The organism is Qipengyuania xiapuensis (genome assembly GCF_019711395.1).
GTDB lineage: Bacteria > Pseudomonadota > Alphaproteobacteria > Sphingomonadales > Sphingomonadaceae > Qipengyuania > Qipengyuania xiapuensis.
Window position 1 is genome coordinate 818,991 of the sequence record NZ_JAIGNL010000001.1, and the last position, 22,465, is coordinate 841,455.

Annotated in this window: 24 protein-coding genes and 1 tRNA gene; 11 read left to right on the plus strand and 14 right to left on the minus strand. The window is 64.4% G+C overall.

What is annotated here, in order from left to right; translation table 11 throughout:
• Positions 1–14 precede the first annotated feature (14 nt).
• The 4 genes from K3163_RS04110 to obgE form a co-directional block, all read right to left on the minus strand.
• Positions 15–434, minus strand: a complete 420-nt coding sequence (locus K3163_RS04110) for a hypothetical protein (RefSeq protein WP_221429079.1) — start codon at positions 432–434, stop codon at positions 15–17.
• Between the two features lie 143 nt (positions 435–577).
• The gene (locus K3163_RS04115) at positions 578–1,483 is read right to left on the minus strand and encodes an NAD-dependent epimerase/dehydratase family protein (protein WP_221552681.1); all 906 of its coding nucleotides are present in this window, start codon (positions 1,481–1,483) and stop codon (positions 578–580) included.
• Complete coding sequence (gene proB, locus K3163_RS04120; RefSeq protein ID WP_221553960.1) at positions 1,480–2,601, minus strand: glutamate 5-kinase; 1,122 nt, start codon at positions 2,599–2,601, stop codon at positions 1,480–1,482. Before proB ends, K3163_RS04115 begins: the two co-directional genes overlap by 4 nt.
• A gap of 5 nt (positions 2,602–2,606) precedes the next feature.
• Positions 2,607–3,668, minus strand: coding sequence for a GTPase ObgE (gene obgE / locus K3163_RS04125; RefSeq protein ID WP_221552683.1), 1,062 nt, complete (start codon positions 3,666–3,668; stop codon positions 2,607–2,609).
• 178 nt (positions 3,669–3,846) lie between these two features.
• On the opposite strand from obgE, the gene K3163_RS04130 reads away from it, so the two are divergent.
• Positions 3,847–4,191 carry a hypothetical protein gene (locus K3163_RS04130; RefSeq protein WP_221429076.1) on the plus strand — a complete coding sequence of 115 codons (345 nt, stop codon included), beginning with the start codon at positions 3,847–3,849 and terminating at the stop codon, positions 4,189–4,191.
• A gap of 174 nt (positions 4,192–4,365) precedes the next feature.
• Here K3163_RS04130 and K3163_RS04135 read toward each other — a convergent pair whose 3' ends face one another.
• A complete protein-coding gene (locus K3163_RS04135) occupies positions 4,366–5,076 on the minus strand; it encodes an anti-sigma factor (protein ID WP_221552685.1) in 711 nt (236 codons plus the stop codon).
• The gene (locus K3163_RS04140; protein ID WP_221552687.1) at positions 5,073–5,525 is read right to left on the minus strand and encodes an RNA polymerase sigma factor; all 453 of its coding nucleotides are present in this window, start codon (positions 5,523–5,525) and stop codon (positions 5,073–5,075) included. The genes K3163_RS04135 and K3163_RS04140 overlap by 4 nt, the downstream gene beginning before the upstream one ends.
• A gap of 171 nt (positions 5,526–5,696) precedes the next feature.
• Between K3163_RS04140 and K3163_RS04145 the strand changes: the two genes are divergently transcribed.
• Complete coding sequence (locus tag K3163_RS04145; RefSeq protein WP_221552689.1) at positions 5,697–6,866, plus strand: S8 family serine peptidase; 1,170 nt, start codon at positions 5,697–5,699, stop codon at positions 6,864–6,866.
• A gap of 112 nt (positions 6,867–6,978) precedes the next feature.
• Positions 6,979–7,839: a PRC-barrel domain-containing protein gene (locus K3163_RS04150; RefSeq protein WP_221429072.1), complete on the plus strand. Its 861-nt coding sequence runs from the start codon at positions 6,979–6,981 to the stop codon at positions 7,837–7,839.
• Between the two features lie 77 nt (positions 7,840–7,916).
• On the opposite strand, the gene K3163_RS04155 is transcribed toward K3163_RS04150, so the two are convergent.
• On the minus strand, positions 7,917–9,143 hold the full coding sequence (locus tag K3163_RS04155; protein ID WP_221552691.1) for an MFS transporter: 1,227 nt from the start codon (positions 9,141–9,143) through the stop codon (positions 7,917–7,919).
• A gap of 210 nt (positions 9,144–9,353) precedes the next feature.
• A tRNA-Thr gene (locus tag K3163_RS04160) sits at positions 9,354–9,429 on the minus strand.
• A 96-nt stretch (positions 9,430–9,525) separates the two neighbouring features.
• On the opposite strand from K3163_RS04160, the gene K3163_RS04165 reads away from it, so the two are divergent.
• Together K3163_RS04165 and K3163_RS04170 are read left to right on the plus strand one after the other, a co-directional pair.
• Positions 9,526–10,467 (plus strand): glutaminase, encoded by a 942-nt coding sequence (locus K3163_RS04165; protein ID WP_221429070.1) that lies wholly within the window; start codon positions 9,526–9,528, stop codon positions 10,465–10,467.
• A 65-nt stretch (positions 10,468–10,532) separates the two neighbouring features.
• A complete protein-coding gene (locus K3163_RS04170; protein WP_221552693.1) occupies positions 10,533–10,832 on the plus strand; it encodes a TM2 domain-containing protein in 300 nt (99 codons plus the stop codon).
• A gap of 3 nt (positions 10,833–10,835) precedes the next feature.
• Here K3163_RS04170 and K3163_RS04175 read toward each other — a convergent pair whose 3' ends face one another.
• Positions 10,836–11,711, minus strand: coding sequence for a hypothetical protein (locus K3163_RS04175; RefSeq protein ID WP_221552695.1), 876 nt, complete (start codon positions 11,709–11,711; stop codon positions 10,836–10,838).
• Positions 11,704–13,062, minus strand: a complete 1,359-nt coding sequence (locus K3163_RS04180) for a replication-associated recombination protein A (RefSeq protein WP_221552697.1) — start codon at positions 13,060–13,062, stop codon at positions 11,704–11,706. Before K3163_RS04180 ends, K3163_RS04175 begins: the two co-directional genes overlap by 8 nt.
• Before the next feature lie 122 nt (positions 13,063–13,184).
• Here K3163_RS04180 and K3163_RS04185 point away from each other — a divergent pair, with 122 nt between their 5' ends.
• From K3163_RS04185 to K3163_RS04195, 3 genes are all read left to right on the plus strand, one after another.
• Entirely contained in the window at positions 13,185–13,799 is a 615-nt protein-coding gene (locus K3163_RS04185) for a PadR family transcriptional regulator (RefSeq protein WP_247712453.1), read from the plus strand.
• Positions 13,800–13,873: 74 nt separating this feature from the next.
• Complete coding sequence (locus tag K3163_RS04190; protein WP_221552699.1) at positions 13,874–14,326, plus strand: hypothetical protein; 453 nt, start codon at positions 13,874–13,876, stop codon at positions 14,324–14,326.
• Complete coding sequence (locus K3163_RS04195) at positions 14,323–14,739, plus strand: hypothetical protein (protein WP_221552701.1); 417 nt, start codon at positions 14,323–14,325, stop codon at positions 14,737–14,739. Before K3163_RS04190 ends, K3163_RS04195 begins: the two co-directional genes overlap by 4 nt.
• A 1-nt stretch (position 14,740) precedes the next feature.
• On the opposite strand, the gene K3163_RS04200 is transcribed toward K3163_RS04195, so the two are convergent.
• Positions 14,741–15,913, minus strand: coding sequence for a glycosyltransferase family 4 protein (locus tag K3163_RS04200; RefSeq protein ID WP_221552703.1), 1,173 nt, complete (start codon positions 15,911–15,913; stop codon positions 14,741–14,743).
• 177 nt (positions 15,914–16,090) lie between these two features.
• Between K3163_RS04200 and K3163_RS04205 the strand changes: the two genes are divergently transcribed.
• The 3 genes from K3163_RS04205 (at position 16,091) to K3163_RS04215 (ending at position 20,055) form a co-directional block, all read left to right on the plus strand.
• On the plus strand, positions 16,091–17,245 hold the full coding sequence (locus tag K3163_RS04205) for a phosphoserine transaminase (RefSeq protein ID WP_221552705.1): 1,155 nt from the start codon (positions 16,091–16,093) through the stop codon (positions 17,243–17,245).
• Positions 17,246–17,330: 85 nt separating this feature from the next.
• The gene (gene serA, locus K3163_RS04210; protein ID WP_221429063.1) at positions 17,331–18,914 is read left to right on the plus strand and encodes a phosphoglycerate dehydrogenase; all 1,584 of its coding nucleotides are present in this window, start codon (positions 17,331–17,333) and stop codon (positions 18,912–18,914) included.
• Positions 18,915–18,942: 28 nt separating this feature from the next.
• The gene (locus tag K3163_RS04215; RefSeq protein ID WP_221552708.1) at positions 18,943–20,055 is read left to right on the plus strand and encodes an ATP phosphoribosyltransferase regulatory subunit; all 1,113 of its coding nucleotides are present in this window, start codon (positions 18,943–18,945) and stop codon (positions 20,053–20,055) included.
• On the opposite strand, the gene K3163_RS04220 is transcribed toward K3163_RS04215, so the two are convergent.
• From K3163_RS04220 to K3163_RS04230, 3 genes are read right to left on the minus strand one after another with little or no spacing between them, the layout of a single operon-like run.
• Positions 20,052–20,660 carry a glutathione S-transferase gene (locus K3163_RS04220; RefSeq protein WP_221552710.1) on the minus strand — a complete coding sequence of 203 codons (609 nt, stop codon included), beginning with the start codon at positions 20,658–20,660 and terminating at the stop codon, positions 20,052–20,054. The genes K3163_RS04215 and K3163_RS04220 overlap by 4 nt on opposite strands.
• Positions 20,653–21,594, minus strand: a complete 942-nt coding sequence (gene trhO / locus K3163_RS04225; RefSeq protein ID WP_221552712.1) for an oxygen-dependent tRNA uridine(34) hydroxylase TrhO — start codon at positions 21,592–21,594, stop codon at positions 20,653–20,655. The genes K3163_RS04220 and trhO overlap by 8 nt, the downstream gene beginning before the upstream one ends.
• A 47-nt stretch (positions 21,595–21,641) precedes the next feature.
• The gene (locus K3163_RS04230; protein ID WP_221429059.1) at positions 21,642–22,460 is read right to left on the minus strand and encodes an aldo/keto reductase; all 819 of its coding nucleotides are present in this window, start codon (positions 22,458–22,460) and stop codon (positions 21,642–21,644) included.
• Positions 22,461–22,465 lie beyond the last annotated feature (5 nt).

Consider the following 22,465-nt stretch of genomic DNA (forward strand, 5'->3'; position numbering starts at 1 on the left):
TCATTGGATTGGCGTCAGCTTTCGACGCGTTCGACGATTGCGGTCTCGCCCTTGTCGTTGACCGAAGTCCAGACGCCGTCCTCGCCGATCTGCTCGGTGTTGCACTTGCGCGTTCCGTCGTCGTCCTCGCTGATGTAGGCCTCGTCGATCGTCGTGCAGTATTGGTCCGGCGAGGGCTGTTCCCACCTGCCGGTTTCGGTCACTTCGCCGTCCTTGGTGGTGACATAGGTCCCGTCGGCCTTGACCTCTTCCATGTAGACGTCGCCTGCCTCGGTCGTGACCCGGTACATTCCGGGCGTTTCGGCACCGTCGGCAGCGAGCGCGGCGGCTTCGGTTTCGGCAGCTTCGGTGGTTTCGACGACCGGTTCGGCTTCTTCCGCCTGCGAGCAGGCAGCAATGGCCAGCGCACTGGCCACGATCAGCAAATTCCTCATGAGATTCTCCACTCGCGACCCATGACGAACAGGCGGACTTTTCCGCTCACGACTCGCGACCCCCGCGAGCGAGGGTAGGCGGAAAAGGGGCAAAGGCAATCGGGGCGGCCTAAGCCTTCGTTTTCACAGGGTTTTGCAGGAGATCAGAGCCAGCCTTCGCGCTCATACCAGCGGGCAGTTGCCGCAAGCCCCTCCGGTCCCGGAAGGCGCGGTGTCCATATCTCGGCTGGCACTGCGCGCTCGGGGAGGCACACCCAGTCGGGGTGCACCATGTATCCGACGCGGTCGGGCGTGAGCTTTGCCTTGTCGCCGCGCAGGAGCCGGTCACCCTTGGCCGCGAGCTTCAGGAGCGGGGCGGGGATATTCGGTGCCAGCACCCTCTTCCCTACTGCCTGGCCGATAAGCTTGGCCAATTCGCCATGTTCATAGCCGCCGCTGCGGGCGTCATCCGGTTCGAGTGTCGCGCCGGTGGCGGTTCCGGCAGGGGCGAGCGCGAGCAGGCATTCGGCGAGGTCGTCGACATGGATGATCGAGGTGCTGCCCTTGGGCGGGACGGGCACCAAACCGTATTTCGCCGACCGGAAAAGCTCGAACATGTCCTTGTCGCGCGGGCCGTAAACGGCCGGCGGGCGGACGATGGTGAAGTCGAGCCCGCTAGTCTCGACGAAGGCTTCGGCATTGGCCTTGGACGCACCGTAGAGCGAAAGCGAAGGCTCGCGCGCCGAGAGTGAACTTGTGAAGACGAAGCGGGGCACATCTGCGCGCTTCGCCGCGTGCAGCAGCCTGCGTGTGCCGATCACGTTGGCTTCCTCGAACTCGGCGGGATCCGGCGTGTTGGTAAGGCCGGCGACATGGACGATCGCCTCCGCTCCCCGGACCAGTTGTTCGAGCGAAGGCGAATCCGAAAGACTGCCCTCGACCCAGATCACACCGTCGCGCGGTGCCTGTTCGCGCCGGGTCAGCGCGCGGACGGGCAAACCCGCCTTTGCAGCGGCATCGAGCACCGCCTGGCCGACAAAACCGGTCGCTCCAGTCAGTGCGATCGTCATGCGCGCACCATGTGATCGCGGTGCACCACCGCGGCGCGCGGTGCGTAACCTAGCTTTTCGGCCTGTTCCTCTTCCCTCAGCCCGAGGATGGCGCGGCATTCGCTTGCGGCATATTCGACGAGACCCTGTCCGAGCCTCTCGCCCTTCGCGCCGTGGATCGCGACGAGGTCACCCCGGCGGAAATCGCCCTCGACATCGGTGAGACCTGCGGCAAGAACGCTCGCTCCCTCGGCGAGAGCGGCAGTGCAACCGGCATCGACGGTGAGGACGCCGGCCGGCGCGAGACGGCCCGAGAGCCAGGCCTTGCGTGCATTCTCGTCGCCTTGCGGCAGGAAGAGCGTTCCGCGACCTGCATCGATGGCTTTCGCGATCGGTGCCTCGTGCGTGCCATTGACGATGGCGAGCGCGATACCTGCGCGCTCCGCGATGCGGGCCGCCTGCAGTTTTGCGATCATCCCGCCCGAGCCGAGGCCCGATGTCGAATCCGCGCTGGCCATGGCAATGATTTCGGGGGTCACACCCTCGACGCGTTCGACCAGCTGCGCGCCGTCTTCTTCGGGGTGGCGATCATAGAGACCGTCGACATCGGAGAGCAGCAGGACGGCCTCGGCCTGCGCTGCCTGTGCCACGCGCGCGGCGAGCCTGTCGTTGTCGCCGAAGCGGATTTCTTCCGTGGCTACGCTGTCGTTCTCGTTGACAACGGGGATGGCTTCCGCAGCGATCAGCCGTTCCAGCGTGGCCGAAGCGTTGAGGTAGCGTCGGCGGTCCTCGAGATCGTCCAGCGTGACCAGCATCTGCGCTGCGACAAGGTCATGCGCGCCAAGAGCGTCCGACCACAGACGCGCCAGTTCGACTTGCCCCACGGATGCAGCCGCCTGCGCATCGGCGAGGCTCCCGCGGCCGCCCTTGGGCAGGCCCAGTTTCGCGGCGCCCAGCGCAATCGCACCTGAGGACACGACGATGATCTCAGTGCCCTTGGCCTTCAGTCCGGAGAGTTCCTTCGCCAGAGTGGCGAGCCAGTCACCGCGCGCCTTGCCATTCTCGATCAGCAGCGCAGAGCCGACCTTGACCACGAGGCGCTTCGCCTCGGCGAGTTCGGAAAGCGTGGTGACCGTCATGCGCGTCAGATGGGCGACCACTCGCCGCCGCCGTCTTCCTCGGTGTTTTCCACCTCGGCGGCCTTGGTTTCGGTCGAGGTCCGCTCGGGCAGGTAGGAGAGGACAGCATCGAGCAGTTCCTCGATACCCTCGCCCGTCGCGCCGGAAATGGAGAAAACCTTGTCCGCGCCTGCCGCCAGAAGTTCTTCGGCGAAGGCTTCGCCCAGTTCTGCGTCGGCTAGATCGAGCTTGTTCAGCGCGACCAGCTGCGGTTTGTCTTCCAGTCCTTCGCCATAGGCTTCGAGCTCGGCATTGACTGTCCGATAGGCATCTGCGGGGTCTTCGCCCGCAATATCGATCAGGTGGATCAGCACGCGGCAACGCTCGATATGGCCGAGGAAGCGGTCGCCGATCCCTGCACCCTCCGCTGCGCCCGAAATCAGGCCGGGAATATCGGCCAGCACGAATTCGCGGCCCTTGTGGCGCACGACGCCCAGCTTCGGGATCAACGTGGTGAAGGCATAATGGCCGACCTTCGCCTTGGCGTTGGTGACCTGGTTGATGAAAGTGCTCTTGCCCGCATTGGGCAGACCGAGGAGGCCGACGTCAGCGAGCAGCTTCAGCCGCAGCCAGACCCACATTTCCTCGCCCGGTTCACCCGGCTGGTGCTGGCGCGGCGCGCGGTTGGTGCTCGACTTGTAGCTCGCATTCCCGCGGCCACCCATGCCGCCTTCGAGGAAGACGACTTCCTGTCCGACCTCGGTGAAATCGGCGAGGACTTCTTCCTTGTCCTCCGACAGTACCTGCGTGCCCACGGGCACTTCGATGATCAGGTCGTCAGCGCCCGCGCCGGTACGGTCCTTGCCCATGCCGTGATCGCCACGCTTCGCCTTGAAGTGCTGCGTGTAGCGGAAGTCGATCAGCGTATTGAGGCCCTGCACGGCGCGGAACACGATATCGCCGCCCTTGCCGCCGTTGCCGCCGTCGGGACCGCCGTATTCGATATACTTTTCGCGCCGGAAACTGACGGCGCCGGGGCCACCCGCGCCGGACTTCAGATAGATCTTGGCTTGGTCGAGAAAATGCATGGAGCGCGCCCTAGACGGTTTTCCAATTCATGGCGAGCATAACGAATGGGGCCGGAAAAGACGGCAATTCTGCTCGCGGGCGAAAATTTATCGCACGCCAGATGAATTAAATCGCAAACGAGGTCCGTTTTCCTTTCAAGCCGGTCGCAGGGGCGCCCGGCAGCAAAAGGAGAACGTCATGAAACTCACCGCCACCTTGCCGATGATCGCCCTCGGCCTTGCCACTGCCGCGACTGCCGCAGTGCCGATGCTGCACGAAGAGAAGTACGCGCGCGACCAGGAAGCGCTGATCTTCACCAGCCCGATCGCCGGCATCGAGAACCGCTTCTGGTTCGACTACCGCATCGACATCACCGAAGCGCAGAAGGAACTCACCAGCGACCTTCGCCGCGCATCTGACATCGAAGACCTGCGTGATGCGTGGGAAGAATATGGTCACGAGCTCAAGGAAGAACGTGAGCACTACATCAAGGAAATGGCCGAGCGCGGTTATCGCTACGGCCAGGTGATCGTGGTCGAATAATCTCGAAAACCAAGTCCCACGGCCTCGCGTGTCCCTGCGCGAGGCCGACCCTCGAGGAAGGACCGGTCGACCCGCCGGTCCTTCCTTTTTCGTGCCTGCGGCGAATTGCGCAAAAAGAAAGGTCGCGGTCCCGTTGGGGAGCGCGACCTTCACTGATGCAATTGAGAACGGGTCCTAGCGCCAGCCTGCTTCGCGAGCAGCCGCTTCGGCCCCGGCATCGAGGGCGGGCCCTGCAGAGAGTTCCTGTGCGATCGCGAGAATCTCGCCATCGCCAGCGCCAGCCATGCGGTATTCGGTTCCCGAGGCTTCGCTGCTTTCGCCGAGAGCTTCCAGTTTCCAGCCAGTCTCGTCGCGGCAGGCGATACCGCCACCTTCGGACCCGCTGAAGGCCCGGCAGAATTCGGCGTCGTCGTTACGGAAGCTCAGCAGGATGCGTGTATCGGCACCGCGCTGCTGCTCTGCCACCAGCGCTTGATCGAGCACGGAGGCGAGCTCGGCATCGGCATAGCCTTCGGGTCCTTCATCGCCGCGCGGCAAGAATACCGCGATGGCGAGCGAAGCAGCGAGGGCTGGGCCGGCAATCCAGCCCCAGCGCGGCATCTTGCGCTTCTCATCGCGGCGCTCTTTTGCTGCCGCGAAATCGACGACTTCGGCCGAAGCTTCGGTCTCTGCAGCCGGCTGCAACATTGCCGCTAGGTGCCCAGGGACCGGTTCTTCGGCGATCGGCTCGAAATGGCCCTTGAGCATCGCCTTGAGCGCGCGATGCTTGGCAACCTCTTCCATCAAAGCGGGATCGGCCGCGACTGCGGCGGCCACTTCAGCCTCGCGCTCACCTGTAAGCTGGCCGTCGGCAAAGGCAGCGAGTTCTTCGCTGGTGATGCTCATGTTGCTTCTCCCAGGAGGCCCATCAACGCGTCGCGCCCGCGAACGAGCCGCGAATTCAGCGTCCCCACGGGGCAGCCCACGATTTCGGCGGCCTCCTTATATGCGTAGCCTTCGACCATGACGAGGAGCACGGCTTCGCGCTGGTCTTCGGGCAGTTTCTGCATGGCGCGGTCGATATTGGACAATTCCACTGCCGATTCCTGTGCGCCGTCACCGCCGACGCCTGCGCCGGCTTCCTCGGCGACGAAAGTCTCGCGGCGCCGCGTAACCTTGCGGCCTTCGTCGATCCAGATATTGCGCATGATCCGGTACATCCAGCTGTCGAGCCGCGTGCCCTCGGCCCATTTGGACCGGTTGGACAGGGCGCGCTCGATGGTCATCTGGCAAAGATCGTCACCGTCGGGATGATTGCCGGCGAGCCCGACTGCGAAACGGCGCAGTCGGGGCATCAGGGCCAGCAAGTCGGACTCGAACGATGTGCTCAGTGTCTTTGCCTTCCAGGGATTAAACGGATGATCCGGTGCGTTTCATCCATGCTTAATGCGTTTTAGTGGAGTACCGACAGAGCGATGCGTCCCCTTTTCCTCATTTGTGCGCTCTTCGCGCTGCTCACGGCCCCCTTGGCTGCGCAGGTTTCGCTGCCTCGGATCGGTGTGCCGGATGTCGGCGGCGTGCTCGACCAGGTCGATGACACTCTCGACCGGAGCACGCGCGAGATCGAACGGCAGGTCGAAAGGCTGGCCCGTGACCGGCTTCGGCGGATCAATCGTCTCGTGAGGCGAAACAGCGATGCAATCGAATTGGACGCAAGCGGAGCGCCCGCGCGCCGGGGTGAACTGCTGGTCATGGATGCGCCGGCGGAGGCGCTGGAGCGCGCGAACCAGGATGGCTTCACTGTCCTTTCCCGCGAGAACATCGAAGGGCTGGACCTTGCTGTCATACGTCTCGGGGTTCCCGAAGGCATGAGCCTTTCCGATGCCGAGATGAGATTGCGCGGCATTCTTCCCGGTGCCGAGATTTCCGCCGACAACCTGCATTTCCAATCGGGCAATGCGAGTGTGGCAACGCTTGCGCTCTCTGCTTCTTCGACCAGTTCCGCAGGGGCGCCGGTCGGCATGATTGATGGCGCGCCCAGTTCCGCAGTCAAGGTCTCCGAAATGCGCGGATTTGCGAAAGGAGCTCCTTACCCGAGCAATCACGGTAGCGCTGTCGCATCGCTCCTCGCCTACGCAGGTGCCGGGCCGATCCGCGTCGCAGATGTCTATGGAACAGACAAGGCAGGCGGGAACGCACTCGCCATGGCCAAGGGGCTCGGCTGGCTGGTTGCAAAGGGCAGCAAGGTGGTGACGATCAGCCTTGTGGGGCCGCGCAATGCGGTCCTTGGCCGCGCCATCGCCGCGGCCCAGCGCAAGGGCGTGGTCGTGGTCGCGGCTGTCGGCAATGACGGCCCCGCATCCCCGCCTTCCTATCCTGCTTCCTACAAGGGCGTGGTTGCTGTCACTGCAGTCGACGGCAAGCGGCGTGCACTCATCGAGGCGGGCCGTGCGCTCCACCTCGATTACGCAGCGCCGGGCGCTGACATTTACGGACGCAATGCCAAGGGCCATCGTATCGAACTGCGCGGCACGTCCTTTGCCACACCGCTGGTCGCGGCACGTGCCTCGCAGGCCATCGCACGGGGCAACGACTGGCGCGGCGTCCTCGACGGCGAAGCGATAGACCTCGGGCGGAAGGGGCATGATGAAACCTTCGGCCGCGGCCTGGTCTGCGCCTCCTGCACGGGGCGCTGAGAAATTTCTCGAGATAATTTGGATTAAGCGGAAGACCCCGCCCGTTTTCCTTTCAAGCGGATGCACCAAGCGAAGATTTCGCATTCGCCAGAAAGATAGAAAGGGAAACACAATGAAACATCTCATGCTCGCCGCTTCGGCACTCACTCTCATCGCAGCTCCTGCACATGCCCAGCTTCTGGGCGGTGGCGGTCTCGGCGGCGTGACCGGCACGATCAACGGCACGGTCGACACCACGCTGCGCAGTTCGACCGATCGTATCCGCTCGACCACTCGCGGTGCAGTTCGTGGCAACGCTTCGACCAATGGCGATCAGAAGGTTGACCGCGACAGCGGCGAAATCTCGATCAACCGCTCGCTAGACGCCGGGCTCGATGCGACCGCCAGCCAGTTGCTCGAAACGCCGGCCGGCATGGTCACTGGCGACGCGTCGGGCTCCGGAAGCGCCTCGGGTTCGGGTAGCGCGAATGCCCAGCTGATCGGCACCGACGCGGTGCGCAGCGCCGCCGGTGACACCGTGGGCCGGGCCCGCGACGGAGTGTCCACCGTCCGCAACCTCGCCACCCCTGCAGTCGGTGCGGCACGCGAGCGGGCCTCGGGCCTTGCTGGTCAGGCCGGCAGCGTCGCAGGCGCAGCCAATGGTGCGGCTTCGGGCGCAGGCTCGCTCGACAATGGCATGCTCGCACTTGCAGGCAGCGGCGCGGCAGACGGAGAAGGCGCCTTTGCCGTCGCTCCGGGTATGCCGGTCTACCTTCCCTCTGGCGAGCAGCTCGGCAATGTCCGCGACATCGTTGCCACGCGCCGCGGCGAGATCCGCGAGCTGGTCGTCGATACTCGTGACGGACCGACCGCGATCCCCGCAGCCAATCTCACCGGTAGCGGCAGCGCGCTGATCACTGGCGAGGGTAGCGGATCGGCTTCCAGCGGCGATGAAGTCACGCCGGAACCGTCGGATGACGAGATCGCCGAGTAAGCGATCAGGAATAAAGAGGGGGCGCTGTACCCCGACGGGGCCGGGCCGCCTTCGGGCAGTCCGGCCTTCACTTATCGTTACTCCGGCTCGTCTTCGCTCTCGAGGACGGCGGCCATTGGCGTGGTTCGCGGCAGGCTCTGGAAGGCCTGCTGGTCTTCCGCCGGGACGGGTGCGCGCGCGATGGTCCGCCAGAGGCCGAACAGGGCTCCCATGACCGCCAGCGTGCCGATCGAGGCGAAGAGGCCGGGCGGTCCGAGCGTTCCCATCCCGAGCGAGGCGATCATCGGTCCGGCAACCGCGCCCACCGAATAGGCGAGGACGAGGCCGCTGCTAGCGCCAATGCGCTCGTCTTCGGACAGGTGGTCGTTCGAATGCGCCACGCACAGCGGGTAGAGCGCGAAGGCGAACCCGCCGAACAGGCTACCCAGCGTGATCGTGCCAAAGGGCGAAAGCGGCAGCAGCGCCATGACGGCGCAGATTGCGGCGACGGCGATGAAGCAGGCGTTCAGCACCATGCGCCGGTCGAAACGGTCCGACAGGATGCCGAGCGGATACTGCAGCACCACGCCGCCCGCGATCACGCAGGAGGTGAACAGCGCGACTTGCGAGATATCCATGCCGATGCGCTGCACGTAGACTGCGCCGAGGGCGTAGAACGCGCCGAGCATTGCGCCCGTGGCCAGCGTCCCGACGATACCGAGCGGCGACGCTTCGTAGAGCTCGCGGACCGAGAACGGGGCGACCCTCTCGATGACCGGCTGCTGCATCTTCGTCAGCAGGATGGGCAGTAGCGCGATCGAGAGCAGGATCGCCGAGATCATGAAGGGCAGGTCGGGCGAATTCTCGCCGAGGTTGAGCAGGAATTGCCCCGCTGCCTGCCCGGCGTAGAGCGCGATCATGTAGGTGGCGAGGATCGTGCTGCGGCTGGTCGGGCTGGCCTGCTGGTTGAGCCAGCTTTCAAGGCAAACGAAAACGCCGGCCATTGCGAAACCGTCGATGAAGCGCAGACCGGTCCAGACTGCGGGCTGGTCGATGATGGCATAGGTCAGGCTGCTCGCCGAATAGACCGTCACGAATGCGGCGAAGGCGCGGATGTGGCCGACGGAGGCGATCATCCGCTCGACACGGAGCGATCCGAGCATCAATCCGCCGAAATAGGCGGTCGCGACGAGACCGATGATCCCGGCCGACTGTCCCGCCTGTTCGAGCCGGACCGCGATCAGGGTCGACAGGAAGCCGCTGCCCGCCATGAGCATGAATATCGCCGCGAGAATGGCGCGTACGGGATAGACCGAGGTCAGCATTGCGCCGCTGCGTAACATCTCTCGCGGCTGCTGCAAGCGAACCGGCAAGTGTGGCCGTCTCCATCGGAATTTCCGGAAAGGCCGCGGGGATGCTGCGTCATGGCTCGATCAGCTCTCGACAGCCTCGTGCCGGCGGACAAAAGTCATGAATCGCGGAAGCAGACTGGCCGGGCATGATGCAAATCGAAGGGGTGGGCGCGCTAGGGGAAGTGGTGCCGGCTAGAGGAGTCGAACCCCTGACCTGATGATTACAAATCAACTGCTCTACCAACTGAGCTAAGCCGGCACTCGGGCGCGTTTGCGGCTGCGCCCTTTGGGCGAAAATTCGCCCTGCGTCCAGTATGATTGCACCTCTCTTGCTAGCGGCCTATCGCATGGCGCGATGGATCTATCAGCGATCGTTGACGACACTTGGGCCGAACTCGCCGACGAGCGCGGCTGCGGCAATCCGGCAAGCTATATCCCTGCTCTCGCGCAGGTCGATCCGAACAAGTTCGGCATCGCCGTTGCGACCCGCGACGGCCAGGTTGCCTGCGCCGGTGATGCCGACGAGGCCTTCTCGATCCAGTCGATTTCCAAGGTCTTCGCGCTTGCGCTGGCGCTCGAACGCGAAGGCGCTGCCTTGTGGGATGCTGTCGGGCGCGAGCCTTCGGGAAATGCCTTCAACTCGATCGTCCAGCTCGAGCGCGAGAAGGGCATCCCGCGCAATCCCTTCATCAATTCGGGTGCCTTGGTGACGACCGACCGTCTCATCGGTGACAGGTCACCCGACGAGGCGGTGAACGATCTTCTTGCGCGCCTGAGAAGGATGGGGCGCAACGAGGAGATCAACTTCGATCCCGAGGTCGCGCGCAGCGAAAGCGAGACAGGATCGCGCAACCGCAGCCTCGCGTGGTTCCTCGCCGATTTCGGCCGCCTCCTGAACCCGGTCGAGGACGTACTTTCGGTCTACTTCCGGCAATGCGCGCTCGCGATGAGTTGCCGGCAACTGGCGGAAAGCGCGCTGTTCCTCGCCTTCGACGGGACCGATCCCGTCACCGGGCAGGCCATGTGCAGCGCGAGCAGGGCGCGGCGCATCAACGCGCTGATGCTGCTGTGCGGTCACTACGACAATTCGGGCCAGTTCGCTTTCGAGGTCGGCTTCCCCGGCAAGTCGGGGGTCGGAGGAGGTATCCTCGCCAGCGTCCCGGGCAGGGCAGCCATCGCGGTGTGGTCGCCGGGGCTAAACCGCGCCGGGACCAGCCTGCTCGGCGCAAAGGCGCTCGCATCTATTGCAAGAAGAACCGGATGGTCGGTTTTTAGTGGAAGACTGCCTGAAATATGAATTTCATGACTTGTGAATAATTAGCTGTCACTTATGCTTCCGACGAATACTTTGAGGGGGTTGAAGTGGACGATAATCTTCGTACGCAGTTGAAGTTCGAATCGAGCAAGAAATCGACGGGCGTTTCGTACCTGCTGTGGTTCTTTCTCGGTGGTTTTGGGGCGCACCGTTTCTATCTTGGCCGTATCCCGAGCGGCGTGGCGCAGCTGCTGCTCTGCCTGCTTGGCTGGCTGCCGCTGTTCATCGGCTGGGCCGTGCTGGGCATCTGGTGGCTCGTCGATGCCTTCCTGATCCCGCAGATCATCGAACAGGAAAACAGCAAGCTGATCGAGCGTCTCGAACGCGGCGGCCACTATTCCTACTGATCGCTAGAGCGCGCCGAAGGTCCAGCCTTCGGTGCGGGCGATTTCTTCGGTCATATCCCGGGGCGACCAGCGCTCCGGCTCGCTCGCGACCTTGCGCAGCCATGCCGCGGTCAGCAGCGCGTCGGTGGCGTGGTCGTCGACCGTGCCGCGCGTCGGCACATGGGATGATCCAAGAACTTCGAGCGCGGAGTTGAGCTCCTCGTAGCTGCGCATCTTGGCCTTGGCGGCGCTTCGTCCGGCCTCGCGGGCGGCGAGGCTGGTATAGATCTCCACCAGTACCGAGCCCGAGGAGGGGAGACCGTCTATCGGCCAGACGGGCAGGTGTCCGCGCAGGCGATGCAGCATGCGCATGCCGGTCAGGCTCGACTTGCCGACCTGCGCTGCGCCCACGAGGTTGAAATTCGAATAGGGTTTGCAGCCCATCTCCGCTTGCGCGTGCTCGGTAATGCGGAAGCGCCCGCGGCCGTGATCGGCGCCGTCACAGGTGAAGTAGGCGCCCGTATCGCTGCCGTCGCGGAAATAGGGGCGCAGCTCCGGATGCGCGACGAAGCTGTTCGCACCGAGATTGGGATCGTCCGAAGCGATGTCGTCGATCAGCGACCAGAGCGCGGGAGCGTCTTCGGGCGTGTCCGCCCAGCCGGGGAAATAGTCGCCGCAATCGGCATGCGGGAGGGCAATGCCGAGATCGACTCCTACCAACGTGTCATCGGGCAGTTCGTCGCGCAGGACACCGAGCACATCCTCGCGCGACCAGCCGTGATCGACGAGGATCGGCGGGCCGCCTTCCGCATGGGCGATCGCCATGGCGATGCCCTTCTGGCGCGGACCCTTCGCTCCCGACCAGTCGATGGCAAGGAAGTGGCCGAAGCGCCTAGCCATCCCTGTCTTGCGCGAACGCTTCGCTGCTTGAGCGTGGGGCACGCTCGCGCCTGAGCTTGTCCCAATAGTCGAGCCGTTTCTTCACCTCGCGCTCGAAGCCCCGCTCTACCGGTTCGTAATAGCTCTGCGGCTCCATTTCCTCGGGCCAGTAATTGTCGCCGGAGAAGCCGTCATCGGCATCGTGATCGTAACTGTAGCCCGAACCGTAGCCGATATCCTTCATCAGCCTGGTCGGCGCGTTGAGGATGTTCTGCGGCGGCATCAGGCTGCCGGTTTCTTTCGCGCTCTTGAACGAGGATTTCTGCGCCTTGTAGACCGCGTTCGATTTGGGCGCGGTGGCGAGATAGGTACAGGCCTGCACCAGCGCGAGCTCGCCTTCGGGGCTGCCGAGGAACTCGTAGGCGTCCTTGGCCGCCATGCACTGCACCAGCGCCTGCGGGTCGGCCATGCCGATGTCCTCGACCGCCATGCGCACGAGGCGGCGCGCGAGGAAGCGCGGCTCCTCGCCCGCGGTGAGCATGCGCGCGAGATAATAGAGGCTCGCCTGCACATCGCTGCCGCGCACCGCCTTGTGCAGCGCCGAAATAAGGTTGTAGTGCCCCTCGCGGTCCTTGTCATAGACAGCGACGCGGCGCTGGAGGAAGCTGCCGAGCGCCGCCGGATCGAGCGGTTCCTCGATCTTCGCATTGTAGAGCGTTTCGGCCTGGTTGAGCAGGAAGCGTCCGTCGCCATCGGCGCTCGCCACCAGCGCATCGCGGGCCTCGGGGGTGAGGGGGAGCGGGCCTTCGAGGCCCTCTGCCCGGTCGAGCAACTGGCTGAGCGCATCATGGTCTAGCCGCTGGAGGATGAGCACCTGTGCGCGGCTGAGCAGCGCGGCATTGAGCGCAAAGCTCGGGTTCTCGGTCGTGGCGCCGACCAGCGTCACCGTCCCGCGTTCGACGAAGGGCAGGAAACCGTCCTGCTGCGCGCGGTTGAAGCGGTGGATCTCGTCCACGAACAGAAGCGTGCGCTGTCCCGCCTCGGCGGCCTTGTCGGCTGCTGCGAAGGCCTTCTTCAGGTCCGCCACGCCGGAAAACACCGCCGATACGCTTTCGAAGCGCATGCCCACGCTGTCGGCGAGCAGGCGCGCAATCGTCGTCTTGCCGGTGCCGGGCGGTCCCCAAAGGATCATGCTGGAAAGACGGCCTGCCGCAACCATCCGACCGATCGCACCCTCCGGCCCGGTCAGGTGGTCCTGGCCGATCACCTCGTCGAGCGTTGCAGGGCGCAGCCGGTCGGCGAGCGGCGCATCCTCGCGCAGTTCGTCGCCTCTGGGCTGCTGGGGCAGGTCGTCTGGAAAAAGGTCGGCCATTGGTCGGCTCACATAGGACGTTCGCCGAGGATTTGCAGTGGCGACTTGCACTGTGTCCATTAAGATATATCTTAGCAATATCGAAGATGTCGCTAGGAGAGATCATGTACAGCGCACGGAAAATGAGAAAGCTGCGCAAATTGCGCAAGATGGGCATGTGGCCGCACGTCCATGTCGCGGGCGGCTGGGGCGACGCGTTCGGCGCCGACGGTCCTTTCGGTCCGGATGGCCCTTTCGGCCCGGGCGGTCCTTTCGGAAAGCGCGGTGGTGGACGCCGTCGCCGGATGTTCGGCGCGGGCGAGCTGCGGCTCGTACTGCTCAAGCTGCTCGAGGATGAACCGCGCCACGGCTACGAGCTGATCAAGGCGGTCGAGGACCTGACCGGCGGCAGCTACGCGCCGAGCCCCGGTACCGTCTATCCGACCCTTTCGCTGCTCGAGGACGAAGGCGCAATCACGCCTGCCAAGGGCGATGAGACCCGCAAGGCCTACGAAGCTACCGATGCGGGCCGCAAGGAGCTCGAGGAACGCGCCGAGGAGGTCGAGCGCCTGATGGAACGGCTTGCGGGCCACGGCGAGCACCGCCGCGCCTATGCGACGCCCGAGATGTTCCGCGCCGTCGGCAACCTCGCCACCGTCCTCAAGAACCGCGCGCGTTCGGGCAAGCTCGACGACGAGACGGTTCGCGAAATCGTCGATCTCGTCGACGAACTCGCGAAGAAGATCGAACGCCTGTAGATTTCTCAACCGCTTGCGTCCCCCGCGCTTGGCGCTAGTCTGTGCGCCGAGGGACGCGAGAGGGGAGAAATCGTATGGAAACCGCAACCAAGACACCCTGGCACCTGTGGGTGATCGGTATCGTCGCGACGCTCTGGAATGCCGGCGGCGCCTATGATTACACCATGACCCAGACGCGGAACATGGACTACCTGACGACGGGCGCAGAGAATGCAGGCGTGCCGGTCGAGACGCTCGTGGAGTACTACACCGGCTTCCCCGCATGGGCCGACGCCTTCTGGGCCTTCGGTGTGTGGGGAGCGCTGGCAGGTTCGCTCCTGCTCCTGTTCCACAGCCGCTTCGCCTTCCATGCATTCGTGGTCTCGCTGCTCGGCCTGATCGGTACGACGATCTACACGATGGGCGCCGAAATGCCGGCCGAACTCGCTTCGCCGATGATGTGGATCTTCACCGCGGTCATCTGGCTCTCGATCATCCTGCTTGCGTGGTACTCGCGGCGGATGACGGCTGCAGGCGTGCTGAAGTGAGCGCTGACGGGGCGAACACCCCGTGGCATCTCTGGCTGGTCGGCGCGCTCGGCGTGCTGTGGAACGGCTTCGGTTGCTACATCTACACGATGGCGATGACCCGCGATCCCGAGACTCTGGCCTCTGCGCCGCCGGAAATGGTCGCTGCACTCGAGGCTGCACCGGCATGGTCGAACGGGGCATGGGCTTTCGGAGTATGGGGCGGCCTCGCGGGCTCGCTCCTGCTCCTGGCCCGATCCCGCTTTGCCGTTCCGGTATTCGTGGTGTCGCTGCTCGGCCTCGTCGGGACGACCTATTACGAAATCACCTGGGATGTGCCGGTGGACGAGGTGCAGCGCCTGACTATCTGGGGCGCGGCGCTTTTCTTGCTGTTCTATAGCTGGAGCATGCGCAAACGCGGGGTACTCGGCTGAGCTAGCCGGCCTTCGCGCGTGCCTCGTGCAGCCGCAGGTAGGTATCGACGACTGCCTGGTTGATCGCATCCCAGCTGTAGGCCCTCGCGGCCATCTCGCCCGCTGCGCCATGGGCGAGACGCAGCGCATCGTCGGTGCAATAAGGAGCGAGCGCCTCGGCACAGCCTTTCGGAAATCCTTCGCACTTGCTCGGCGGGACCAGTTGGCCCGTCTCGCCATGCGTCACTAGGCTGGCAGCTCCGGTGGCCCCGGCAGCAACGACCGGCAGGCCGCAGGCCATCGCCTCGAGCGTGACGTTGCCGAAGGTCTCCGTAATCGAGGGATTGAAGAAGATGTCGCCGCTGGCGAGAGCGCGGCCGAGGTCCTTGCCAGTCTGGAAGCCGACGAAGATGCCTCCGGGCAGGGCTTTTTCGAACCAGCCGCGTGCTGGCCCGTCACCGATCACCAGCACCTTGTGCGGGACCTGGCGTTTGCGCAGCTCGACGATGGTGTCGGCAAAGACGTCGAGACCCTTTTCCATCACCAGTCGGCCGAGGAAAACGATCGCGACATCGTCGTCCGCCAGTCCGTTGGCACGGCGCCATTCCATGTCGCGGCGCGAGGGATCGAAGACCTCGCGATCGACACCGCGCGACCAGATCGAAATGTCTTCGTGCATGCCTTGCGCACGCAGTTCGTCGATCTGGCTCTGCGAAGGTGCGACCAGCGCATCGCAGCGATTGTAGAAGCGCCGCAGCAGGCTTTCGACGGCGGGTTCGAGGAAGCTCAGGCCATAGTATCGCGGATAGGTCTCGAAGCGGGTGTGGACGCTGGCGAGGACCGGAATGTCCTTCTTGCGCGCCCATTTGAGCGCGGCATGGCCGGTCGGATCGGGTGATGAGACATGCACCGTGTTGGGCATGAAATCCTCGAGGTCGCGGCGCGCCTCGTCATTGAGGCCGAGCGGAAGGCGATATTCGCCGCGGCCCTTCACCGGCATCCGGACATTGGGCACGTCCACGAGATCTCCGGTCGGCGGGAAGTCGGGCTCGGCGACTACCGGCGAATAGACGCGCAGCGCCGCACCCTGCCGCAGCAGGTAGTCTGCCAGCCTGTTGAGGGCCTGGTTCGCGCCGTCGCGGGTATAGTTATAGTTCCCGCTGAACAGTGCGATGCGTAGGTCGGTCACATCCATCGGGTTGGGCCTTTAGGGTCTCGGAACGAATTTGGCGAGGGGTAGGTTGATCTACCGAAGCCGGAGTTTCGCAAGGCGCATACCTATTTCGCATTGACTCCCGAAGAAGCAACTTTATTGCCGCCAGCGGGCCACGCGGTCCCAACGCCGCGCGTGCTCTCTGCAAGGAGAGAATACATGACTGAACCGACGCTCAAGCCTGAGCGCCCCTTTTTCTCGTCGGGGCCGACCGCCAAACACAAGGGCTGGTCTGCATCCAATCTGAAAACCGAATCGCTCGGACGCTCGCATCGCAGCGCCCTCGGCAAGTCGCGGCTGAAATATGCCATCGACCTGTCGAAGGAGATGCTCGGCGTGCCCGAGGATTACCTTGTCGGCATCATGCCGGCCTCGGACACGGGCGCCCTGGAATGCGCGATGTGGACGATGCTGCGCCCCGACCGCCCGGCTACCGTCGCGGCTTGGGAAAGCTTCGGTAACGTCTGGATCCAGGATGCGGTCAAGCAGCTCAAGCTGCCGCAGCTGACCACGCTCGATGCCGACTATGGCGAAATCCCCGATCTCGCATCGATCCCGCAGGACAATGACGTCGTCTTCACCTGGAACGGCACGACCTCCGGCGCGAAGGTCCCGAACACCGACTGGCTCGCCCCGGGCCGCGAGGGTGTGACCATCAATGATGCCACCAGCGCCGTCTTCGCGATGGAGATGGACTGGGCGAAGCTCGATGCCACGACCTACAGCTGGCAGAAGGTGATGGGCAGCGAAGCCCAGCACGGCATGCTGATCCTCAGCCCGAAGGCCGTTTCCCGCATCGAGGAATACGATCCGGCATGGCCGCTGCCCAAGCTCTTCCGCCTGAAGAAGGGTGACAAGATCAACCGCGGCATCTTCGAAGGGGCGACGATCAACACGCCCTCGATGCTGGCGACCGAAGACTACATCGATGCGCTCGAATGGGCGCAGGCGATGGGCGGTCGCAAGGCGATGTTCGAACGCGCCGATGCCAATGCAAAGATCGTCCTCGACTGGATCGAGGCGACGCCGTGGCTGCGCAACATGGTTTCCGACCCTGCCAAGCGCACCAACACGGGCGTATGCTTCGTCTTCCAGGGCGACTGGTACGAAAGCCTGTCGGCAGAAGACCAGGCCGCCGTTCCCAAGAAGATCGTCAAGCTCCTCGAAGAGCGCGACGTCGGCTATGACTTCAACGGCTATCGCGATGCCCCGCCGAGCCTTCGCATCTGGTGCGGCGGCACGGTCGAGCAGGAAGACCTGAAGCGTCTCCTGCCGTGGATCGAGTGGGCCTACGAGACCGTCAAGAACGGCTGACCAAGCTGGCGGCCCGCACGTCGGGCCGCCGCCTTCCCCCTAATTTCGACCGGCACAGCCGGGAAAACGACAGGAATATTCCGTCATGAGCAAACCCAAAGTCCTCATCAGCGACAAGATGGATCCGAACGCTGCGCGTATCTTCGAAGAGCGTGGCTGCGACGTAGACGTCATCACCGGCGAAACGCCCGAAGAACTCGCCGCCCGCATCGGCGAATACGAAGGCCTCGCTATCCGTTCGTCGACCAAGGTGACCAAGGAAATCCTCGACGCGGCGACCAATCTCAAGGTCATCGGCCGTGCGGGCATCGGTGTCGACAACGTAGACATTCCCTACGCCAGTTCGAAGGGCGTGGTGGTCATGAACACGCCGTTCGGCAATTCGATCACCACCGCCGAACACGCGATCGCCATGCTGATGGCGCTCGCCCGCCAGATCCCGCAGGCCGACGCACGCACGCAGAAGGGCGAGTGGCCGAAGAAGGACTTCATGGGCATCGAGGTAACCGGCAAGACGCTGGGCCTGATCGGTGCCGGCAATATCGGCTCGATCGTCGCTGCCCGCGCGCAGGGCCTGCGCATGAAGGTGATAGCGTTCGATCCCTTCCTGACCGAAGATCGCGCAGTCGAAATCGGCGTGGAGAAAGTCGATCTCGACACGCTTCTCTCGCGTGCCGACTTCATCACGCTGCACACCCCGCTTACCGACGAGACGCGCAATATCCTCTCGAAGGAAAACATCGCCAAGACCAAGCCGGGCGTGCGCATCGTGAACTGCGCTCGCGGCGGGCTGATCGACGAAGCGGCCCTGGCCGAAGCTCTCGACAGCGGACAGGTCGCGGGTGCGGCGCTCGACGTGTTCCAGACCGAACCGGCTACCGAGAGCCCGCTCTTCGGCAAGCCCAACTTCATCTGCACGCCGCACCTCGGCGCAAGCACCACCGAAGCGCAGGTCAACGTGGCGCTGCAGGTGGCCGAGCAGATGGCCGACTACCTCGTCAACGGCGGCGTCACGAACGCGCTCAACATGCCTTCGCTGAGCGCCGAGGAGGCGCCCAAGCTGCGCCCCTACATGGGCCTTGCAGAAAACCTCGGTAGCCTCGTCGGCCAGCTGGCGCACGGCAATCTCACCAAGATCAGCATCGAGCGCGAGGGCGCTGCCGCCCAGCTTTCGGGCAAGCCGATCGAGGGCGCTGTCCTTGCCGGTCTGATGCGCCAGTATTCGGACACGGTGAACATGGTCAACGCACCCTTCCTCGCGAAGGAGCGCGGCCTCGATATCCGTTCGATCCGCCACGAGAAGGAAGGCGCCTACAACACGTTGCTGCGCGTGACCGTGGGGACCGACAGCGGCGATCGTTCGGTTGCCGGCACGCTGTTCGGGGCCGATGCTCCGCGTCTGACCGAGATCTTCGGCGTACGCATCGAAGCCGAGCTCGACGGGCACATGCTCTATATCGTCAACGAGGACGCGCCGGGCTTCATCGGCCGCATCGGTTCGCTGCTCGGCGAGAACGGCATCAACATCGGCACCTTCAACCTCGGCCGCCGCGAAGCGGGCGGGGAAGCGGTGCTGCTGCTGAGCGTCGACCAGCCGATCCCGCAGGAAGTCGTCGACAAGGCCTGCGCGCTGGAAGGCGTGAAGACCGTAATGCCTCTGGCATTCTGAAGCGCGATGGGGCAGGGGCGCTGGCCGTATGACACAGCCTGACGATCTCCTGCCCATCGGCCTCGAAGACGCGCTGCCTGCGCGTGCCGCCGCGATCACCCGCGCCATGCGCCAGGTCCTGGGCGCGATGGACAGCCATGGCTACGATCGTGTGCGCCCGCCGCTGGTGGAATTCGAAAAGTCGCTCGCCGGCCGCATGGAAGGCGTGGCGACACGCCGAATGGTGCGCTTCACCGATCCCGAAAGCCTGCGCACCCTCGCGCTGCGCAGCGACATCACCGTGCAGGTCGGCCGGATTGCCGCGACCAGCCTTGCCGACGCACCGCGCCCGCTGCGCCTTTGCTATGCGGGCGAGGTCGCTAGCCTCAAGGCCGACCAGCTCGATCCGGCGCGCCAGCGCCTGCAGCTGGGTGCCGAACTCATCGGCAGCGATAGTGTCGCGGCGGCCATCGAAGCCGTGACGGTGGCGCTCGATGCGCTCGAGGCTGCGGGCCTGACCGGCCTCTCGGTCGATTTCACGCTGCCCGACCTGGTCGACACACTGGCGGAAAAGGCATTGCCGCTTGCCGAGGAAAAGCGCGGGGCGATCCGCCGCGAACTCGACATGAAGGATGCAGGCGGCCTCAAGGCGGCTGGCGGCGAGGATTACCTGCCGCTGCTCTATGCGACCGGCCCCTTCGACGAGGCGATCGAAAAGCTCGCCGCAATCGACGCGGGTGGCGTGCTCGCGTCGCGTATTGCCGGGCTGAAAGAGGTTGTCGCCGCACTTGGCGACCGCGCACGGCTCACGCTCGACCCGTCCGAACGCCACGGCTTCGAATACCAGAGCTGGTTCGGCTTCACGCTGCACGCCAGCGGCGCCCGCGCTGCGCTGGGCCGGGGCGGCACCTACGCGATCAAGGGCAGTGAAGAAGCCGCGACCGGTTTCTCGCTCTACATGGAACCGCTGCTCGAAGCGCTAGGCAATCACGATGCCCGCGCACGTGAAGCTGTGTTCCTGCCGCTGGGCCACGACCGTAAGGCCGCAGCAAAGCTCCGGAGCGATGGTTGGCGTACCGTTGCGGCGATCGAAGCGGGCGACGAAGCGGCGGCGCTTGGCTGCACGCACGTGCTCGATGCGGGCCAAGCGAAAGTGCTCTAGCTGGCGGCCTTCCACTGGTCGTGCTTTGTCATCACGCCGGTGAACAGCTCCGAATTCACCAGAGCTTCCAGCCACTTGCTCAAGTGCGGCAGGTCCTGCGCGTCGAACCACTCGCGGTCGGCGTTGGCGAACTGGCGCACGAAAGGGAAGATCGCGATATCGGCAAAGCCCCGCGTCTCGCCGCAGAGGTAGGGCGAGGCCGCGAGCCGCTCGTCGAGCACACGCAGGTGCTTCAGGGCCTCGGAACCGTGCTCTTCCGGATCGACGTCGTCATAGCGGGTCGAATATTTGTAGCGGTCGAGATGGTGCTTGAACGGACCGTCATTGGCCGCGAGCAGATCGGCATCGCTACGGTCGAGCCAACCTTCGGGATCGCTCTGCCCCAGAGCCCATCGCATAATGTCGAGGCTTTCCTCCAGCACCGCCCCGTCCTCGGTCACAAGCACCGGCACCGTACCCTTGGGCGAGACTTCGAGCATCTGAGGTGGCTTGTCGCGCAGCACGACTTCGCGGTGCTCGTATTCGGCCCCGCTGACAGAAAGCGCCATGCGTGCCCGCATGGCATATGGGCAGCGGCGGAAGCTGTAGAGGACCGGCTCAGCCATCCTCTTCCTTCCGCCCGATATGCTCTTCGCCGCGTGCCTCGGCGAGCCTGGCTTGCCGGTGCCGCTCGCGATAACGCGCGCGCTGTTCCTCTGTGCGCTCGCCGTGACACTGGTGGCAGGAGACGCCTTCCTCGAAGTGCTCGTGCGAGAGGTCTTCCTCGGCCAGCGGGCGGCGACAGGCGCGGCACAGGCTGTGCGTGCCGACGTCGAGGCCATGCTTCACGCTGACGCGTTCGTCGAAGACGAAGCATTCGCCTTCCCAGCGGCTTTCTTCCTGCGGCACTTCCTCGAGATATTTCAGGATGCCACCCTTGAGGTGATAGACCTCGTCCAGTCCCTCCGACTTCACGAAGGCGGTCGATTTCTCGCAGCGGATACCGCCGGTGCAGAACATCGCGATCTTGGGTTTGCGGCCTTCCGCCTCGAATTCCTCGCGGCGGGCGCGGAACCACTCGGGAAACTCGCGGAAGCTCTTGGTCTCAGGATCGATCGCGCCTTCGAAGGTGCCGATGGCGACTTCGTAGTCGTTGCGCGTGTCGATCAGGATCGTGTCGGGGTCCGCGATCAGCGCGTTCCAGTCTTGCGGATCGACATAGGTGCCGACCCCGTCGACCGGATCGAGATCGGGCTGCCCCATGGTCACGATCTCGCGCTTCAGGCGGACCTTGGTACGGTGGAAGGGCATTTCCGCTGCGCGCGATTCCTTCCAGTCGAGTTCGGCACATCCGGGCAGCGCGCGAATGTATTCGAGCACGGCCTCGATGCCCGCATCGCTTCCGGCAATCGTCCCGTTGATGCCCTCGTTCGCCAGCAGCAATGTGCCGCGCACGCCGTTTTCCTCGGCGCAGGCGAGCAGGCCCGGCTTGAGCGCGGCAGGATCGTCGAAGCGCGTGAAATGGTAGAGCGCAGCGATGCGGATAGGCAGTTCGGACATGACGGCGCGCCGATAGCATTCCGGCGCGCCGTCTGCATCCCCGTTTGTCAGCCGTTGAAATCGGCCGGATCGGGACCCATCCGCCCATCCGGATCGTCGAGCGCGTCGATACGGCCCATCTGTTCGTCCGACAGGGTGAAGGACAGCGCCTTGAAGTTCGCCTCGATATGATCGCGGCTCGATGCCTTGGGGATGGGGCACAGCCCGTGCTGGATGTGCCAGCGCAGGATCACGGCGGTTTCGGGCTGGCCGGTCTCCGAAGCGATCGCCTCGATCACCTCGTTGTCCATGCCCTTGCCCTGTCCGAGCGGCGACCAGCTCTGCGTCACGATGCCCAGTTCATCGTGCACTTTGCGCATCTCACGCTGCTGGAAGCTGGGGTGCAGTTCGATCTGGTTGAGGGCAGGAGTGACGCCGGTCTCGTCGATGATGCGGCGCAGGTCTTCTTCGCGGAAATTCGACACGCCGATCGACTTCGCCTTGCCCTGGTCGCGCAGCTCAATCAGCGCCTTCCATGTCTCCACGAATAGGTCCTTTTCCGGGCAGGGCCAGTGGATGAGCAGCATATCGACATGATCGCGGCCCAAGCGCCCGAGGCACTTGCCTGCCGCGGCGAGCGTCCGCTCGTAACCTTGGCTCTCATTCCAGATCTTGGTCTGGAGAAAGATGTCCGACCAGTCGCCGACACCTTTGCCGACGCCCTTTTCATTGCCGTAGATCGCGGCGGTATCGATCAGCCAGTAGCCGACATCGATCGCGGTCGAGACGGCCTCGGGCGCGTCTTCCTCTTCCATTTGCCAGGTGCCGAAGCCCAGCTGCGGGATCTGGCGGCCATCGTTGAGTTCGAGGGTGGGATAATCGGTCATAAGTT

Bases quoted from the DNA above. Each gene is read 5' to 3' on its own strand.
- K3163_RS04110 (WP_221429079.1), bottom strand. From the start codon at position 434: ATGAGGAATTTGCTGATCGTGGCCAGTGCGCTGGCCATTGCTGCCTGC.
- K3163_RS04115 (WP_221552681.1), bottom strand. From the start codon at position 1,483: ATGACGATCGCACTGACTGGAGCGACCGGTTTTGTCGGCCAGGCGGTG.
- proB (WP_221553960.1), bottom strand. From the start codon at position 2,601: ATGACGGTCACCACGCTTTCCGAACTCGCCGAGGCGAAGCGCCTCGTG.
- obgE (WP_221552683.1), bottom strand. From the start codon at position 3,668: ATGCATTTTCTCGACCAAGCCAAGATCTATCTGAAGTCCGGCGCGGGT.
- K3163_RS04130 (WP_221429076.1), top strand. From the start codon at position 3,847: ATGAAACTCACCGCCACCTTGCCGATGATCGCCCTCGGCCTTGCCACT.
- K3163_RS04135 (WP_221552685.1), bottom strand. From the start codon at position 5,076: ATGAGCATCACCAGCGAAGAACTCGCTGCCTTTGCCGACGGCCAGCTT.
- K3163_RS04140 (WP_221552687.1), bottom strand. From the start codon at position 5,525: ATGCCCCGACTGCGCCGTTTCGCAGTCGGGCTCGCCGGCAATCATCCC.
- K3163_RS04150 (WP_221429072.1), top strand. From the start codon at position 6,979: ATGAAACATCTCATGCTCGCCGCTTCGGCACTCACTCTCATCGCAGCT.
- K3163_RS04155 (WP_221552691.1), bottom strand. From the start codon at position 9,143: ATGCTGACCTCGGTCTATCCCGTACGCGCCATTCTCGCGGCGATATTC.
- K3163_RS04165 (WP_221429070.1), top strand. From the start codon at position 9,526: ATGGATCTATCAGCGATCGTTGACGACACTTGGGCCGAACTCGCCGAC.
- K3163_RS04175 (WP_221552695.1), bottom strand. From the start codon at position 11,711: ATGGCTAGGCGCTTCGGCCACTTCCTTGCCATCGACTGGTCGGGAGCG.
- K3163_RS04180 (WP_221552697.1), bottom strand. From the start codon at position 13,062: ATGGCCGACCTTTTTCCAGACGACCTGCCCCAGCAGCCCAGAGGCGAC.
- K3163_RS04185 (WP_247712453.1), top strand. From the start codon at position 13,185: ATGAGAAAGCTGCGCAAATTGCGCAAGATGGGCATGTGGCCGCACGTC.
- K3163_RS04190 (WP_221552699.1), top strand. From the start codon at position 13,874: ATGGAAACCGCAACCAAGACACCCTGGCACCTGTGGGTGATCGGTATC.
- K3163_RS04200 (WP_221552703.1), bottom strand. From the start codon at position 15,913: ATGGATGTGACCGACCTACGCATCGCACTGTTCAGCGGGAACTATAAC.
- K3163_RS04205 (WP_221552705.1), top strand. From the start codon at position 16,091: ATGACTGAACCGACGCTCAAGCCTGAGCGCCCCTTTTTCTCGTCGGGG.
- serA (WP_221429063.1), top strand. From the start codon at position 17,331: ATGAGCAAACCCAAAGTCCTCATCAGCGACAAGATGGATCCGAACGCT.
- K3163_RS04215 (WP_221552708.1), top strand. From the start codon at position 18,943: ATGACACAGCCTGACGATCTCCTGCCCATCGGCCTCGAAGACGCGCTG.
- K3163_RS04220 (WP_221552710.1), bottom strand. From the start codon at position 20,660: ATGGCTGAGCCGGTCCTCTACAGCTTCCGCCGCTGCCCATATGCCATG.
- trhO (WP_221552712.1), bottom strand. From the start codon at position 21,594: ATGTCCGAACTGCCTATCCGCATCGCTGCGCTCTACCATTTCACGCGC.
- K3163_RS04230 (WP_221429059.1), bottom strand. From the start codon at position 22,460: ATGACCGATTATCCCACCCTCGAACTCAACGATGGCCGCCAGATCCCG.